General features: G+C 42.9%; 13 protein-coding genes and 3 tRNA genes. 7 read left to right on the forward strand and 9 right to left on the reverse strand.

Annotated elements, in window-relative coordinates; all coding sequences use genetic code 11:
- The first annotated feature begins 61 nt into the window (after positions 1-61).
- Positions 62-2,797: a putative LPS assembly protein LptD gene (locus tag HMPREF1212_RS02290; protein WP_046148287.1), complete on the forward strand. Its 2,736-nt coding sequence runs from the start codon at positions 62-64 to the stop codon at positions 2,795-2,797.
- A gap of 74 nt (positions 2,798-2,871) precedes the next feature.
- Here the strand turns inward: HMPREF1212_RS02290 and ung are convergent, their stop codons facing one another.
- Both ung and asnA read right to left on the reverse strand, forming a co-directional pair.
- The gene (ung, locus tag HMPREF1212_RS02295) at positions 2,872-3,534 is read right to left on the reverse strand and encodes a uracil-DNA glycosylase (RefSeq protein WP_046148288.1); all 663 of its coding nucleotides are present in this window, start codon (positions 3,532-3,534) and stop codon (positions 2,872-2,874) included.
- A gap of 9 nt (positions 3,535-3,543) precedes the next feature.
- Entirely contained in the window at positions 3,544-4,581 is a 1,038-nt protein-coding gene (gene asnA / locus HMPREF1212_RS02300; RefSeq protein WP_028729687.1) for an aspartate--ammonia ligase, read from the reverse strand.
- A 227-nt stretch (positions 4,582-4,808) separates the two neighbouring features.
- On the opposite strand from asnA, the gene HMPREF1212_RS02305 reads away from it, so the two are divergent.
- Both HMPREF1212_RS02305 and HMPREF1212_RS02310 read left to right on the forward strand, forming a co-directional pair.
- Positions 4,809-4,881, forward strand: a tRNA-Arg gene (locus tag HMPREF1212_RS02305).
- Between the two features lie 175 nt (positions 4,882-5,056).
- Entirely contained in the window at positions 5,057-5,494 is a 438-nt protein-coding gene (locus HMPREF1212_RS02310; protein WP_028729644.1) for a DoxX family protein, read from the forward strand.
- A 62-nt stretch (positions 5,495-5,556) separates the two neighbouring features.
- Here HMPREF1212_RS02310 and HMPREF1212_RS02315 read toward each other — a convergent pair.
- Positions 5,557-5,631 (reverse strand) — tRNA-Val (locus HMPREF1212_RS02315).
- A 238-nt stretch (positions 5,632-5,869) separates the two neighbouring features.
- On the opposite strand from HMPREF1212_RS02315, the gene purB reads away from it, so the two are divergent.
- From purB to asnS, 3 genes are all read left to right on the forward strand, one after another.
- On the forward strand, positions 5,870-7,213 hold the full coding sequence (purB, locus tag HMPREF1212_RS02320) for an adenylosuccinate lyase (RefSeq protein ID WP_028729643.1): 1,344 nt from the start codon (positions 5,870-5,872) through the stop codon (positions 7,211-7,213).
- A 61-nt stretch (positions 7,214-7,274) separates the two neighbouring features.
- Positions 7,275-8,807, forward strand: coding sequence for a pseudouridine synthase (locus tag HMPREF1212_RS02325; RefSeq protein ID WP_046148289.1), 1,533 nt, complete (start codon positions 7,275-7,277; stop codon positions 8,805-8,807).
- 67 nt (positions 8,808-8,874) lie between these two features.
- Positions 8,875-10,281 (forward strand): asparagine--tRNA ligase, encoded by a 1,407-nt coding sequence (asnS, locus tag HMPREF1212_RS02330; RefSeq protein WP_028729641.1) that lies wholly within the window; start codon positions 8,875-8,877, stop codon positions 10,279-10,281.
- 80 nt (positions 10,282-10,361) lie between these two features.
- Here asnS and HMPREF1212_RS02335 read toward each other — a convergent pair whose 3' ends face one another.
- Positions 10,362-10,832 carry an Lrp/AsnC family transcriptional regulator gene (locus HMPREF1212_RS02335; RefSeq protein WP_007654892.1) on the reverse strand — a complete coding sequence of 157 codons (471 nt, stop codon included), beginning with the start codon at positions 10,830-10,832 and terminating at the stop codon, positions 10,362-10,364.
- Between the two features lie 146 nt (positions 10,833-10,978).
- Between HMPREF1212_RS02335 and HMPREF1212_RS02340 the strand changes: the two genes are divergently transcribed.
- Positions 10,979-11,527, forward strand: coding sequence for a GNAT family N-acetyltransferase (locus HMPREF1212_RS02340; protein ID WP_046148290.1), 549 nt, complete (start codon positions 10,979-10,981; stop codon positions 11,525-11,527).
- 72 nt (positions 11,528-11,599) lie between these two features.
- On the opposite strand, the gene HMPREF1212_RS02345 is transcribed toward HMPREF1212_RS02340, so the two are convergent.
- From HMPREF1212_RS02345 to HMPREF1212_RS02365, 5 genes are all read right to left on the reverse strand, one after another.
- On the reverse strand, positions 11,600-12,067 hold the full coding sequence (locus tag HMPREF1212_RS02345) for an ExbD/TolR family protein (RefSeq protein ID WP_046148291.1): 468 nt from the start codon (positions 12,065-12,067) through the stop codon (positions 11,600-11,602).
- Between the two features lie 2 nt (positions 12,068-12,069).
- Positions 12,070-12,657 carry a biopolymer transporter ExbD gene (locus HMPREF1212_RS02350; RefSeq protein WP_046148292.1) on the reverse strand — a complete coding sequence of 196 codons (588 nt, stop codon included), beginning with the start codon at positions 12,655-12,657 and terminating at the stop codon, positions 12,070-12,072.
- 32 nt (positions 12,658-12,689) lie between these two features.
- Positions 12,690-13,163 (reverse strand): hypothetical protein, encoded by a 474-nt coding sequence (locus HMPREF1212_RS02355; RefSeq protein ID WP_046148293.1) that lies wholly within the window; start codon positions 13,161-13,163, stop codon positions 12,690-12,692.
- A gap of 9 nt (positions 13,164-13,172) precedes the next feature.
- Positions 13,173-13,910 carry a MotA/TolQ/ExbB proton channel family protein gene (locus HMPREF1212_RS02360; RefSeq protein ID WP_046148294.1) on the reverse strand — a complete coding sequence of 246 codons (738 nt, stop codon included), beginning with the start codon at positions 13,908-13,910 and terminating at the stop codon, positions 13,173-13,175.
- 81 nt (positions 13,911-13,991) lie between these two features.
- A tRNA-Ser gene (locus HMPREF1212_RS02365) sits at positions 13,992-14,079 on the reverse strand.
- Positions 14,080-14,176: the final 97 nt, after the last annotated feature.

The raw sequence follows: 14,176 nt of genomic DNA on the forward strand, positions 1-14,176 counted from the left end.
TATACATTTGCAAGCTGTAACGGATCGGTTGAGGCTCAACCGGCACTTGTCAACTTAATTAATGAAATACAGAGGTTTAATTATCCTATTATATTTCCTCGCCGGGGCTTTGATGATGTATTCGCAGGAGCTGGTTGCCCCGACGGATACTGTGTTGGCTGTTGTGGGGGATACGATAGTTCCGGTCGCAACTGACAGTACGGCACTGGCTTCTGATTCCATTCCTAAAAAACAGACCGGTCTCGACGCACCTGTTGCTTATCAAGCAAAGGACTCTATTGTCATGACTGCCGGTAACTGGGCTTATCTGTACGGTGAAGGTGATGTAAAATACCAGCAAATCGGATTGCAGGCTGAAGTGATCGAGATGAATATGGACAGCAGTCTGGTATTCGCCAAATTCGGTCTCGACTCTATCGGTGAGGAGTTCGGTTATCCTTTGTTTAAGGACGGCGACCAGGAGTATGAATCGAAAACGATGCGCTATAACTTTACTACCCGGAAAGGATATATTACGGATGTGATCACCCAGCAGGGAGAAGGTTATGTAACAGCCGGCCGCACGAAGAAGATGGAGGACGATGTAATGAACATGGTAGGCGGTAAATATACGACCTGCGATGAGCACGACCATCCCCACTTTTATATTCAGATGACCAAAGCGAAGGTTCGGCCTAAAAAGAATATCGTTACCGGGCCGGTCTATATGGTTATCGAAGATGTGCCGCTGTATCCTATCGGGTTGCCTTTCTGTTTCTTCCCGTTTTCGAGCACTTATTCTTCCGGTGTGATCATGCCGACCTATACCGACGACTCCAATCGGGGGTTCGGTTTGCGTGACGGTGGATATTATTTCGCTTTAAGCGATTATGTCGACCTGGCTGTAACGGGGGAAATATATACGAAAGGGTCGTGGGGGCTTCAGACGCAATCTTCCTATAGAAAAAGATACCGGTTCTCCGGTAATTTTAATGCCGCTTATCAGGTCACGAAGTTTGGTGACAAGGGACTTCCCGATTATAGTCTGAATAAAGACTTCCGGTTGAACTGGACACATTCGCAGGATCCCAAGGCGAATCCGTACCGTACATTCTCTGCTAGTGTGAACTTCTCGACCAGTAGTTTCGACCGTAATAAGGCAAGTGGTTTCCTGAATCCCAATAACTCCGACGCTATCTCGAATACGAAAGGTTCGAGTGTCAATATTACGCAGCGTTTCCCGAATGCTCCATTGTCGCTTTCAGCTACAATGAACGTCAACCAGCGGTCGAGCGACTCTTCTGTCGCTGTCACTTTTCCTAACTTGACGATTACATTGAGCCGTATTTATCCGTTCAAGCGTAAGAATCCGATCGGAAAAGAGCGTTGGTACGAAAAGATCTCGATGAGCTATTCGGGATATTTCAAAAATAGTATTACTACAAAGGAAAACTTATTGTTCAAGTCGAATCTGATCAAGGACTGGAAGAACTCGATGGAACATAGTATTCCGGTCAGTGCTACTTTTACTGCATTCAAGTATATCAATATCTCCCCTTCATTCAATTATAAGGAAAGCTGGTATACAAGCAAGATAACGAAACAGTTCGACCCGCAACTGAATAGACTGGTAGACCGTGATACTACCTACGGTTTTTATCGTATCTACAACTATAATGCCTCTGTTTCTGCATCAACTACTTTATACGGTATGTATAAGCCGCTTCCTTTCCTGGGAGACAAGGTGCAGGCAATCCGTCACCGTATGGAGCCATCTATCAGTATCAGTGCAGCTCCTGACTTTGGAAGTAGCATTCATGGTTTCTACGATCATTATCAGTATATCGATGCTAACGGCGAACAGGTCGATTATGTATATTCTCCTTTCGCACATAACGGCTCTATTCCCGGCGGAAAGCAGGGAAGTTTGAACTTCTCTTTGGATAACAACGTTGAAATGAAGATCAAATCGGATAAGGACAGTACCGGTATCCGTAAGATTAGTCTGATCGATAAGCTGTCGTTGGGTATGAGTTATAATATGGCAGCCGACTCATTCAAATGGAGCGACCTTTCTGTCGGTCTGCGTCTGAAGTTCTCAAAGAATTATACCTTGAACCTGAATGGGCAGTTCGATACATACACCTATCAGGCTGACAGCAAAGGAAATCCTATCAGGGTCGATGTTCCACGCTGGAAAGCAGGTAAAGGTATCGGGCGTTTACGTTCTACCGGAACAAGCTTTTCCTATACCTTCAACAACGATACCTTCAGGAAATGGTTCGGAGGAGAAACGGATAGCAACATACCGGAAGAGAATATTGGCGACGGCGAACTGGAAGACCTGACCGCCGAGAACCCGAATGACGCCACCGTGCCGGAAGAGAAAGAAGGCGGCCGTTTGCGTGGAAAGAAGAAAGATACCGGTGAATATGACGCGGACGGCTATCTGATCAGTAAGATCCCCTGGAGCTTGTCATTCAACTATAGCATGCAGTTGCGTTACGGAGATTTCGATCCGAACAAATTGGAATATAAATATGCATTAACGCATGCCTTGAGCTTTAACGGAAACATCCAGCCGACCAAGAACTGGAGTTTCAACTTCAATGCTACTTACGACTTTGACAATAAAAAGATCTCGTACATGACATGTAATGTGACACGTAACCTGCACTGTTTCCAGATGTCGGCGAGCTTCGTGCCGGTAGGGCCGTATAAATCGTACACCTTCTCTATTGCGGTAAGTTCTTCCCTGTTGAAAGACCTGAAGTATAACCAGAGCAGTAATGTGCGTGAAGGACAAACCTGGTATTGATCACATAACCTAGAAATAAAAGAAAAGGCGATGAAAACTATTCATCGCCTTTTCTTTTATATTCTGTTAGCCTTTTACCATTCAATCGGTGTCTGGCCTGTCGCTATCAGGTAATCGTTCGCCTTGCTGAAATGCTTATTCCCGAAGAACCCGCGGTAAGCGGAAAGGGGAGAAGGGTGTGCCGACTTTAAAATCATATTACGCGAAGCGTCGATAAACGCCCCTTTACGCTGTGCATACGATCCCCAAAGGATATAAACGATATGGCTGCGTTCTTCCGCCAGTTTGTGGATAACGGCATCTGTAAATGTCTCCCATCCCCTGTTCTGATGTGAACCGGCCTGGTGGGCACGCACAGTCAGCGTAGCGTTCAGTAGTAACACTCCCTGGTCAGCCCAGCGCAACAGGTTTCCACTGGTAGGCATCGGTTTTCCCAGGTCGCTTTCTATCTCCTTGAATATATTGAGGAGAGAAGGGGGGAAAGGCGTTCCATCCTGTACAGAGAAACAAAGTCCATGCGCCTGTCCCGGTTCATGGTAAGGATCTTGTCCCAATATAACCACTCTGACCTTGTCGAACGGGCAATGCTCGAAAGCATTAAAGATATAAGGGCCGGGAGGATATACGGCTCCCTGGCTATATTCCTGTTTGACAAAGTTGATCAGCTCGTTAAAATAACTTTTCTCAAATTCAGGAGCTAACCGTTCTTTCCAGCTTTCTTCAATCTTTACATCCATAGTTTTATATTATATCAAGTGCATACCAGCAGCACGGGCTTCCTGACGCATTTCTTCCGGCCAGATACTTGCCTGGATCTCTCCGATATGAGCTTTGCGCAGATAGAACATACACAGTCGGCTTTGTCCGATACCACCACCGATACTTTGAGGCAGTTCGCCGCTCAGCAGGCGTTTGTGGAAGTATAGTTCTCTCTTTTCTTCGGCATTGCAGATCGCAAGCTGACGTTCCATCGCTTCCCTGTCTACACGGATACCCATAGAAGATAGTTCCAGCGAGCGGTTCAGTACTTCATCCCAGACAAGCAGGTCGCCGTTTAGTCCGGTTTGACCGTTTTCTGCCACAGTCGACCAGTCGTCGTAGTCCGGAGCACGTCCGTCGTGTTTCTCCCCGTTGCTCAGTTTGCATCCGATACCGATAATGAATACAGCTCCGTATTCCTTGCAAATGGCGTCTTCCCGTTCTTTCGGTGTAAAGGTAGGATATTTTTGTAACAAATCCTCGGAGTGTATGAAATGAATCTGCTGGGGAAGTGTCGGCCTGATATTGGGGAACATTTCGTAAACCAGATATTCCGTGCGCACCATAGCGGCATAGATACGGCGTACGATCTCTTTCAGGTATTCAATATTGCGTTCGCTGGGGCTCATAACCCGTTCCCAGTCCCACTGGTCGACATAGAGCGAATGAAGGTTGCCCAGTTCTTCGTCCGAACGGATCGCGTTCATATCGGTGTAAATACCGTAACCTTCTTCTATATTATAATCGGCCAGCGTAAGACGTTTCCATTTGGCCAGTGAATGTACGATTTCGGCTTTGGAGTCGTTCAAATCCTTGATAGGGAATGTTACGGCGCGTTCGGTACCGTTCAGGTCATCATTGATACCCATCCCTTTAAGTACGAACAAAGGTGCCGTAACACGGCGCAGCCGTAGTTCGGAAGATAAGTTTTGCTGGAAAAAATCTTTGATTTTCTTGATCCCCATTTCTGTTTGGGATAGGTTAAGCAAAGCTTTATATCCTGCAGGTTTAATTAAATAGCTCATATACTTGTTGTGCTTTGTGTTTGTAAATTATGCGTGGCAAAGATAATGATTAATGGCAAAATAGCAATGTAGATGTCTCTTTTATTTGCAAAATGGCAGGATATATGGCTAAGAGAGTTGCAAAATATCAAAACATATGTTGTGCAACAGAAAAAGAAAGAAAGCAAAAACTCTTAGCCCCTACATTTGCTTTCCTGCGATATTATATTTACTTTTGCACCGTCTTTGGCCTGGTAGCTTAGTGAATAGAGCGTCAGATTCCGGTTCTGAAGGTCGAGGGTTTGAATCCCTCCCGGGTCACATTAAACGGCAGTAAACAAAAGCGACATCTTTAACAGGGTGTCGCTTTTTGTATTTTATAGTGTATCATTTGTAGTTAGAAAGCTATTAGGTTACAAGGAGTGGAAGCAATGAACATTTCTTTACTTCCTTTGTTTTATATATAGTTATTAATCTTATGTAAAAACTAGATAATATGTTGGCGATATACAGATTTTTATTCCCGTCTAAGCCGGACGGAACAACTATTTCACTGTTGTTATTGGCGTTACGTATCCTTTTCGGAGGATTGTTATTAACTCATGGTATCCAGAAATGGACTAACTATTCGGAAATGTCGGCTGTATTCCCTGATCCGCTGGGAGTTGGTAGCCAGGTTTCACTGGGGCTTGCTATCTTTGGGGAACTGGCTTGTTCGATAGGATTTATCTTTGGTGCCTTGTACCGCCTGGCTATGATCCCGATGATCTTTACCATGTGTATGGCATTTTTCGTTATTCACGGTAATGATGCTTTTGCGGTAAAAGAGCTTGCCTTTATTTATTTGGTCGTATTTATATTAATGTATATAACCGGGCCGGGTAAATTCTCGATAGACAGGTTTATCTCTGTGCCTCTGTCGAAAAGAAGGTGATGTATAAATGTGATATAAAAGAAAAGTCCGTTAATCTTTCGACTAACGGACTTTTTATTTAGTGGGCGTTGACGGATTCGAACCGCCGACCCTCTGCTTGTAAGGCAGATGCTCTGAACCAGCTGAGCTAAACGCCCTTTCATTACTTCAGTAAATTTTGTACGCCTTATCTCTCTAAAGCGCTGCAAAGATACGGCTTTTTTTATTACCTCCAAACATTTCGGCAAAAAAGTCGAAAAAAAATTCATTACTGCCATTTAGTATGAAGAAATATAGTAACTTTGCAATTCTATATTATTAATGTACATGAAGTAATCGATATGGCTGGCATATCGCCCGTACACTCAGGGTTATCGGTGTATAAACTAAATGAATATGATATTTTCGACACTAACTGCCATATCGCCCGTGGATGGACGATATAGAAATAAAGCCGAAAACCTGGCGGCTTACTTCTCGGAGTATGCACTTATCAAGTATAGAGTGCAGGTAGAGATAGAGTATTTTATTACTCTTGCTGAGTTTCTTCCACAATTGAATAGCCTGGCTACAGTGGAAAACAAGGAAGCATTGCGTAAAATTTACCAGGAGTTTTCAGTAGAAGATGCAAATCGTATCAAGGAGATCGAGAGCGTAACCAACCATGACGTAAAAGCTGTTGAGTATTTTATCAAAGAAAAATTTGATCTGCTGGCTTTGCAGGAATACAAAGAATTTATCCATTTCGGGTTGACATCACAGGATATTAATAATACTTCTGTGCCTTTGTCTATCAAAGATGCCTTGAATGAAGTGTATTATCCGGGCATCCAGGAAGTGATCGACATGCTGAAAAAATATGCCGAAGACTGGAGCAATGTTTCTATGCTGGCTAAGACACACGGGCAACCGGCTTCTCCTACTCGTTTGGGAAAAGAAATAATGGTGTTCGTTTATCGTCTGGAACAGCAGGTGGCTTTGCTGAAATCAATTCCTGTTTCTGCCAAGTTTGGGGGTGCAACCGGCAACTTCAATGCACATCACGTAGCTTATCCGGCCTACGACTGGAGAGCTTTCGGTAATAACTTTGTGAACGAAGTACTGGGTCTGAGCCGTGAGGAATGGACAACGCAGATTTCAAACTATGATAATCTGGCTGCTATTTTCGATGGTTTGAAACGGGTGAACACGATATTGATCGACCTGAACCGCGACTTCTGGCAGTATATTTCGATGGAATACTTCAAACAGAAGATCAAAGCCGGTGAAGTCGGTTCATCTGCAATGCCTCATAAGGTAAACCCGATCGATTTTGAAAATGCAGAAGGTAACCTGGGCATGGCAAATGCGATCCTGGAACATCTGGCTACGAAGTTGCCTATCTCCCGTTTACAGCGCGATTTAACAGACTCTACCGTGTTGCGCAACGTTGGTGTGCCTTTGGCTCACATCGAAATCGCATTCAAAAGCTTAACAAAAGGGCTGGGTAAACTGTTATTAAATGAGAACGCTTTATATCGGGATTTAGATCATTGCTGGGCGGTGGTAGCGGAAGGTATCCAAACGATATTACGTCGCGAAGGATATCCGAAACCTTACGAAGCCCTGAAGGCCTTAACCCGTACGAATGAAGGAATCACTGAAAAATCAATCAGTGACTTTATTGAAACGCTGCAGGTTAGTGATGCAGTAAAAGCTGAATTAAAGGCGATTACGCCGCATAATTATACAGGTATTTAGTGTGAGAAAGAAAGTGTAGCCGTGAGGTTACCAATTAATTAATTATTATTAATTTACAACAATGAGCACAGAAGAAAGAGATGAATCTCAACCGCGTCCTAGAAAGGTGATACCAAGTATCAGACGGGAAAACACAGATCAGGAAGGTGAAAGAAAACCTTACAATCAAGGTTACAACAGACCTGAGGGAAACAACTATGAACGGAGACCATATAACCGCCCAAGCCGGGATGACCGCGGCGGTTATAATTCTTATGGGGATAACCGCTCATCTTACGGAGACCGTCCGAGTCGTCCTCGTACGTATGACAACCGTGAAGGTGGTGGTTATAACAGCAGACCTTCTTACAATAATCGCGACAATAATCGTGGTGGTTATAGCAATAACCGTGAAGGAGGTTATAATTCGAATCGTGAAGGAGGCTATAGTTCTAACCGTGAGGGCGGATACAATCGCCCTTCTTATGGCAACAATCGTCCTTCTTACGGAAACAATGATCGCTCTTCTTATGGAAACAACGATCGTTCTTATGGCGGTGGCGGTGGTTTCAACCGTCCTTCTCGTCCTAACTATGACGAAAGACCGGGCAGAGCCTATTCTGCTTCTCCGGAAGGGGATGCTGCAGGCGACGGCATGAAGAAAAGAAGACCGAGAGTAGGCGACACTCGTGTCAACTCTTACGACTCTCGCGACAATCGCGGTGGCGGCAGACCTTCGTACGGTAATAATAACCGTGGCGGTGGATATGGCAACAACAGCGGATATGGAAACAGACGTCCGGGTGGCCAGCAGCGCCGTACTAACGATTACAACCCGAATGCCAAGTACAACTTCCAGAAACAGTTGAAGTATAAAGAAGTACTGGCTGACCCTAACGAACCGATCCGTCTGAACAAGTTCTTGTCTAATGCAGGTGTTTGTTCACGTCGTGAGGCTGATGAATTTATCACAGCAGGTAATGTAAAAGTAAATGATGTGGTAGTTACTGAACTGGGTACTAAGATTACTCGTCAGGACAAAGTGGAATTCAACGAAAAAACAGTGCAGATCGAAAGCAAGGTATATATCGTATTGAATAAACCGAAAAACTGCGTAACTACATCCGACGATCCTCAGGAACGTCTTACCGTAATGGATCTGGTGAAGAATGCTTGCCAGGAACGTATCTATCCGGTAGGCCGCCTGGACCGTAACACAACCGGTGTATTGCTTCTTACTAATGATGGTGACCTGGCTTCCAAGCTGACTCACCCGTCATTCAAGAAAAAGAAGATTTACCACGTATGGTTGGATAAGAATGTCTCTATCGAAGACATGGAAAAGATTGCTAACGGACTGGAGCTGGAAGACGGCGAAATCCATGCAGATGCAATCAGCTATGCCAGCGAAGACGACAAGAGCCAGGTGGGTATCGAAATCCACTCGGGCCGCAACCGTATCGTACGCCGTATCTTCGAATCACTGGGATATCATGTGACGAAACTGGATCGTGTATACTTTGCCGGACTTACAAAAAGAAACCTGGGAAGAGGTAAATGGCGTTACCTGAACGAACGTGAGGTGAACGCACTCCGAATGGGTGCTTTTGAATAATAGTAAGATTAGCCGGTAGTCAATACCGGCTATCTTGTTTTGATTATCTAAGAATAAACATATAAACATGGAAACAATTACTAGAACAAAAATTGTAGATGTACTGAAAAGTGAAGCTTACGGTACAACCGTTAACGTGAAAGGATGGGTACGTACCCGTCGTGGTAGTAAACAGGTCAGCTTTATCGCGCTGAATGACGGCTCTACAATAAATAATGTTCAGATCGTTGTGGATGTGGAAAAACTGGGTGAAGAATATCTGAAGCCCATCACTACCGGTGCCTGTATCAGTGTGAACGGCGAACTGGTAAAATCTCAGGGACAGGGACAGAATGTAGAGATCCAGGCTACTGAAATTCAGATTTACGGTACGGCCGATCCTGCTACTTATCCGTTGCAGAAGAAAGGACACTCATTGGAATTCCTGCGTGAGATAGCTCATTTACGTCCACGTACCAATACGTTTGGTGCTGTGTTCCGTATCCGTCATAATATGGCGATCGCTATCCACAAGTTCTTTCATGAGAGAGGGTTCTTCTATTTCCATACTCCGATCATTACTGCTTCAGACTGTGAAGGTGCCGGACAGATGTTCCAGGTAACAACAATGAATCTGTATGACCTGAAGAAAGATGAAAACGGTTCTATCGTCTACGAAGACGATTTCTTTGGAAAGCAGGCCAGCCTGACAGTATCTGGTCAGTTGGAGGGTGAATTGGCAGCCATGTCTTTGGGAGCTATTTATACATTCGGGCCGACATTCCGTGCTGAAAACTCCAATACACCACGCCATCTGGCCGAGTTTTGGATGATCGAACCGGAAGTTGCCTTCAATGAAATTGCAGAGAATATGCAGTTGGCTGAAGACTTTATCAAATATTGTATACAGTGGGCTCTGGATAACTGTATGGATGATATCCAGTTCCTGAACAATATGTTTGATAAAGAGCTGATCGAGCGTCTGCAATTCGTTCTGAAACATAACTTTATCCGTCTGCCTTATACCGAAGGTGTTAAGATCCTCGAAGAGGCAGTGGCAAAAGGACACAAGTTCGAATTCCCGATATTTTGGGGGGCCGACCTTGCTTCAGAACACGAACGTTATCTGGTGGAAGAACATTTCAAATGTCCTGTAATCCTGACCGATTATCCGAAAGAGATCAAATCTTTCTATATGAAGCAGAATGAGGATGGAAAGACTGTTCGTGCTATGGATGTACTGTTCCCGAAGATCGGGGAGATCATCGGTGGATCTCAGCGTGAAGAGGATTATGAAAAGTTGGCCAGACGTGCCTCTGAAATGGGTGTGCCTGAAAAGGATATCTGGTGGTATATGGATACCCGTCGTTTCGGTACAGCGCCTCACTCGGGCTTTGGTCTGGGATTTGAGCGTCTGTTGCTGTTCGTAACAGGTATGACAAACATTCGTGACGTAATACCTTTCCCGAGAACTCCGAACAATGCAGAATTTTAAATAGAACTTCCCGGCTTTCATGTCGGGAGTTTTTCCTAATAAAAAAGGGCTTTTCAATTTGAAAAGCCCTTTTTTATTATCTATTCGTCATCCAGATCGATAGGGATCTGTCTTTTAAAAGCCTCTTTGAAAGAGATCAGCGATTCTGTTCGGGCCAATCCCAGAGGTTGAAGTTTATTGTGTATGATATTCAACAAATGCTGGTTGTTCTTAGCGTATATTTTGATGAACAGGTCATATTGTCCTGTGGTGTAATGGCATTCCACTACTTCGGGGATCTTTTTTAATGCTTCTGTTACGGAGGGGAATTGTCCCGGTGATTTCAGGAATAATCCCATATAAGCGCAAGTCTCATATCCGACTTTTGTGTTGTCAACAATAAACTCAGAACCTTTGATGACACCCAGATTTGTAAGTTTCTGAATTCTCTGGTGTATGGCTGCTCCTGATACGTTACACTCTCTGGCAACTTCAAGGAAAGGCATTCGGGCATTTCCTATGATCAGTTTCAATATTTTTTCATCTAATTCATCAAGTTGATGGTGTGCCATAATTTCTGTATATTTGTATTTCTGTTTTTTATGTAAATTACAATTAGATACAAATATAGTCAAACTATAATGATTAGGCGATATAATTCGCCCAATTATTTTATTTCGTAAGTTTTCTTTTATTAATCAATCAATATTATAAGAGTATGAGTTTAAGTAGGGTAATCGAATGCAGGCCGGTGAAAGATTTTTCCGATCCTTTATTGGATAAAGTAGAAAAGACATATAATGACTCCTTTCCGGAGGCCGAACGACGAGCGTTCTCTTTGGTAAGAGAGCTGGTGAAGGCGGAGTCTCGTTTTATTGTATACACATTATTCAGGAATGAGGTTTATGCAGGCTTTATTACTGCGTGGCAATTTGACTCTTTTGTTTATGTTGAACATTTTGCCATTGACGAGTCTGCTCGCAACGGAGGAATAGGGGCAGAGGCAATGAAGCAGTTTATGGCCTTATGTGATCTTCCGGTTGTGCTGGAGGTGGAAATGCCTGCGGAGGAGATGAGTAAGCGCAGAATCGGCTTCTATGAGCGCCTGGGGTATGTCCTGGATAATCATGTCTACTATCAGCCGCCTTACCGCCAGGGAGAGGAGTTTCTGGAAATGCGTCTGATGACTTATGGTAATATTGATCTACAAGATGCTTTCGAAGAGGTGAAATCTTGTATTCACCGGTATGTATATGGTGTTAAGTAGATCAAGGTCGGTTTACTCCAATAAAAAAGGCAGAACGTAAAGTCCTGCCTTTTTTGTTTATTATTGAATTAATTAATCCACCGCTTGTCTTGCTGAGTAACTAATCTTCAATGCGTATGCTTCACGAAGCGCTTGTTTTACGTCTGTAATAACACCCATCTTGGTTTCTTTATCCGCCTTGATAGATACAGTCATAAACGGCTGGTCTTCTTCTTTCATACTTGACTTTTCCTGAGCGATGTAGTCCTGGATTTCATCTACGTCTGCGATTTGATCGTTCAGCTGTAGACGGGTTTCAGAACCCATTTTAGCTCTCAATTCCTGAGTCGGTTTACCTACATAGATGAATGTTACCAATGATTTCTTTTCCAACTTCTGAAGCTCTGTAGCCTGAGGAGCCTGGAATACTACTTTCAAAGTTACTTCACGCATAGATGTTACCATCATGATAAAGAACAAGAAGGCAAATACCAAGTCAGGTAATGATGAGGTGTTTAATTCAGGCATCTCTCTGCCGCCTGCTTTACTAAATTTTCCCATTATTATTTGCCTCCATAATTTTTAGGTTCTGCTTCAGATATCTTTTGAGGATAAATCATCTGCACAGCCTTTTGTTGTTCTTCTTCCAGATCCGCGAAAGCTTTACCAAATTTCTTTCTTGAAACATCGTCTCTCAGCTCATTATAGGCTCTTGCTAATTCGTTCTGAACGTCGATGTAAGCTTGGTATTCAGTACCACGGTCGTTCTGCAAAGAGATAACGTGATTTTTCGTTACCATTTGTTTTCCGAAGAACGGTACATCTACTTCTACTTTTTCCGGTTTATGCTCGTCGTTATAAGGATTCTCAATGAACTCTCTAACTTTATCTTTCAATTGCTTAATATCAATGAATTCATTATTACAGAGAATCTGGTTGTTACTGTTGATCAGCACGACCATGATATTTCTCTTTTTGATATCCATTTCTTCGTTTTTCTTCTGGTCTTTGGGTACAGGAGGTGGTAAACGTCTTGCCAAACCTTTATCTGTATCCATTGAAGTAGTAATAAGGAAGAAGATAAGCAACATGAAAGCAATATCGGCTGAAGAAGAACCATTGATTCCCGGTGTCTTTCTTTTTTTACCCATTTCTTTCTTGTTTTATCAATTCGTTATTACTATTATTTATTAAGCATTTTTCTTACTGAACCCCAAACTACAGCAGCAATGATTAAAATCATCAGAACTGCAGTGGACATAATCCACATGTCTGTTACTTTTAACCACAAAGGGATGTTGTATTTTTGAGAATCTGCATTCATTCCTCCCAGCGGAGTTGCATCTCCCATAGAGTAAGTAATGAATAGAATTGCTGCAAAAACAACAACAACAACCAAAGATGTTATAGCTGATTTTGCATTTGTCTGAAGCAGAGTTATAAATTGCCACAATGCAAATAGTATTGTACTGATAATTGTGACAAAGAATAATACAGATGTCCAGTTAATCAATAAACCGGTGTAAATCGGTTCTTTCATTTCTACAGATGCGTCTACAACGCCCCCTGCATAGAACATACCCAGTACTACGAGACTGATAACCGAAACGATTAACAGTGTCCAGCTGGACATTTTTCTTATTTTAGTAACTGCCATAATTCTAAATTATTTTTTGAATTTAAGGTTGTATTTGATAACTATGTCGATCAATGTGATTGAAGCATCTTCCATCTGGTTTAAGATAGCTTCCAGTTTGCTCAACAAATAGTTATAGAATACCTGAAGGATCAAAGCTACGATCAAACCACCTACAGTTGTGATCAAGGCCACTTTCATACCACCAGCAACAACCGTCGGGCTGATATCACCAACCTGTTCGATTTTATCGAACGCCATGATCATACCTACTACAGTACCCAAGAATCCTAAAGATGGAGCCATAGCGATAAACAATGTGATCCAAGACATGTTCTTTTCCAAAAGACCACCCTGTACACCACCGTAAGATACGATTGATTTTTCAACAACGTCGATACCCTGGTCAATTCTCATTAATCCCTGATAAGCGATAGATGCGATAGGACCTCTTGTGTCACGAGCGATAGCTTTTGCTCCTTCTACATCACCTTTGTCAAGTGCATCTTCAATACCTTTTAATAATTTACTTGCATTAGTTTCAGCCAAATTAAGATAAATAATTCTTTCAAGGCAAAAAGCCAAACCGAAAATCAAAGCGATAGCAACCAAACTCATGAAGTCGGCGCCACCTTCAATAAACTTTGTTTTTAAAGCCTGATACATGCCACCTTCAACAACTTGTTCTGTAGCTTCCTGAGCGAATGCTACGGTAGAAGTTCCAAGGGCGCAAATACCCAAGAATGTTTTTGCAAAATACTTTTTCATTGTGTGTTTAATTTTTAAGATTAATAATTCTCTTATTTGTTTTTATTTTTGTTGTTAATAATATCCTCATGGTATTTAAAGCGGAGAGAGCGGGATTCGAACCCGCGAAACCCTTTAGGGGTTTACACGCTTTCCAGGCGTGCCTCTTCAACCACTCGAGCATCTCTCCAATTTTCAGCCCCTGCCTCCTCTAAAACGAGCGCAAAATACGAAAAAAATCGCATATCCAAACGTTTCAGTGCACAAATCTAAAGTTTTTGCTTGAC

Origin of the sequence: Parabacteroides sp. HGS0025 (assembly GCF_000969845.1) — a bacterium.
Taxonomy (GTDB): Bacteria; Bacteroidota; Bacteroidia; order Bacteroidales; family Tannerellaceae; genus Parabacteroides; species Parabacteroides gordonii.

Coding starts and splice junctions, on each gene's coding strand:
- HMPREF1212_RS02355 (WP_046148293.1), bottom strand. CDS start 13,163: ATGGCAGTTACTAAAATAAGAAAAATGTCCAGCTGGACACTGTTAATC.
- asnS (WP_028729641.1), top strand. CDS start 8,875: ATGGAAACAATTACTAGAACAAAAATTGTAGATGTACTGAAAAGTGAA.
- HMPREF1212_RS02340 (WP_046148290.1), top strand. CDS start 10,979: ATGAGTTTAAGTAGGGTAATCGAATGCAGGCCGGTGAAAGATTTTTCC.
- asnA (WP_028729687.1), bottom strand. CDS start 4,581: ATGAGCTATTTAATTAAACCTGCAGGATATAAAGCTTTGCTTAACCTA.
- HMPREF1212_RS02290 (WP_046148287.1), top strand. CDS start 62: ATGAAATACAGAGGTTTAATTATCCTATTATATTTCCTCGCCGGGGCT.
- HMPREF1212_RS02345 (WP_046148291.1), bottom strand. CDS start 12,067: ATGGGAAAATTTAGTAAAGCAGGCGGCAGAGAGATGCCTGAATTAAAC.
- purB (WP_028729643.1), top strand. CDS start 5,870: ATGATATTTTCGACACTAACTGCCATATCGCCCGTGGATGGACGATAT.
- HMPREF1212_RS02335 (WP_007654892.1), bottom strand. CDS start 10,832: ATGGCACACCATCAACTTGATGAATTAGATGAAAAAATATTGAAACTG.
- ung (WP_046148288.1), bottom strand. CDS start 3,534: ATGGATGTAAAGATTGAAGAAAGCTGGAAAGAACGGTTAGCTCCTGAA.
- HMPREF1212_RS02325 (WP_046148289.1), top strand. CDS start 7,275: ATGAGCACAGAAGAAAGAGATGAATCTCAACCGCGTCCTAGAAAGGTG.
- HMPREF1212_RS02350 (WP_046148292.1), bottom strand. CDS start 12,657: ATGGGTAAAAAAAGAAAGACACCGGGAATCAATGGTTCTTCTTCAGCC.
- HMPREF1212_RS02310 (WP_028729644.1), top strand. CDS start 5,057: ATGTTGGCGATATACAGATTTTTATTCCCGTCTAAGCCGGACGGAACA.
- HMPREF1212_RS02360 (WP_046148294.1), bottom strand. CDS start 13,910: ATGAAAAAGTATTTTGCAAAAACATTCTTGGGTATTTGCGCCCTTGGA.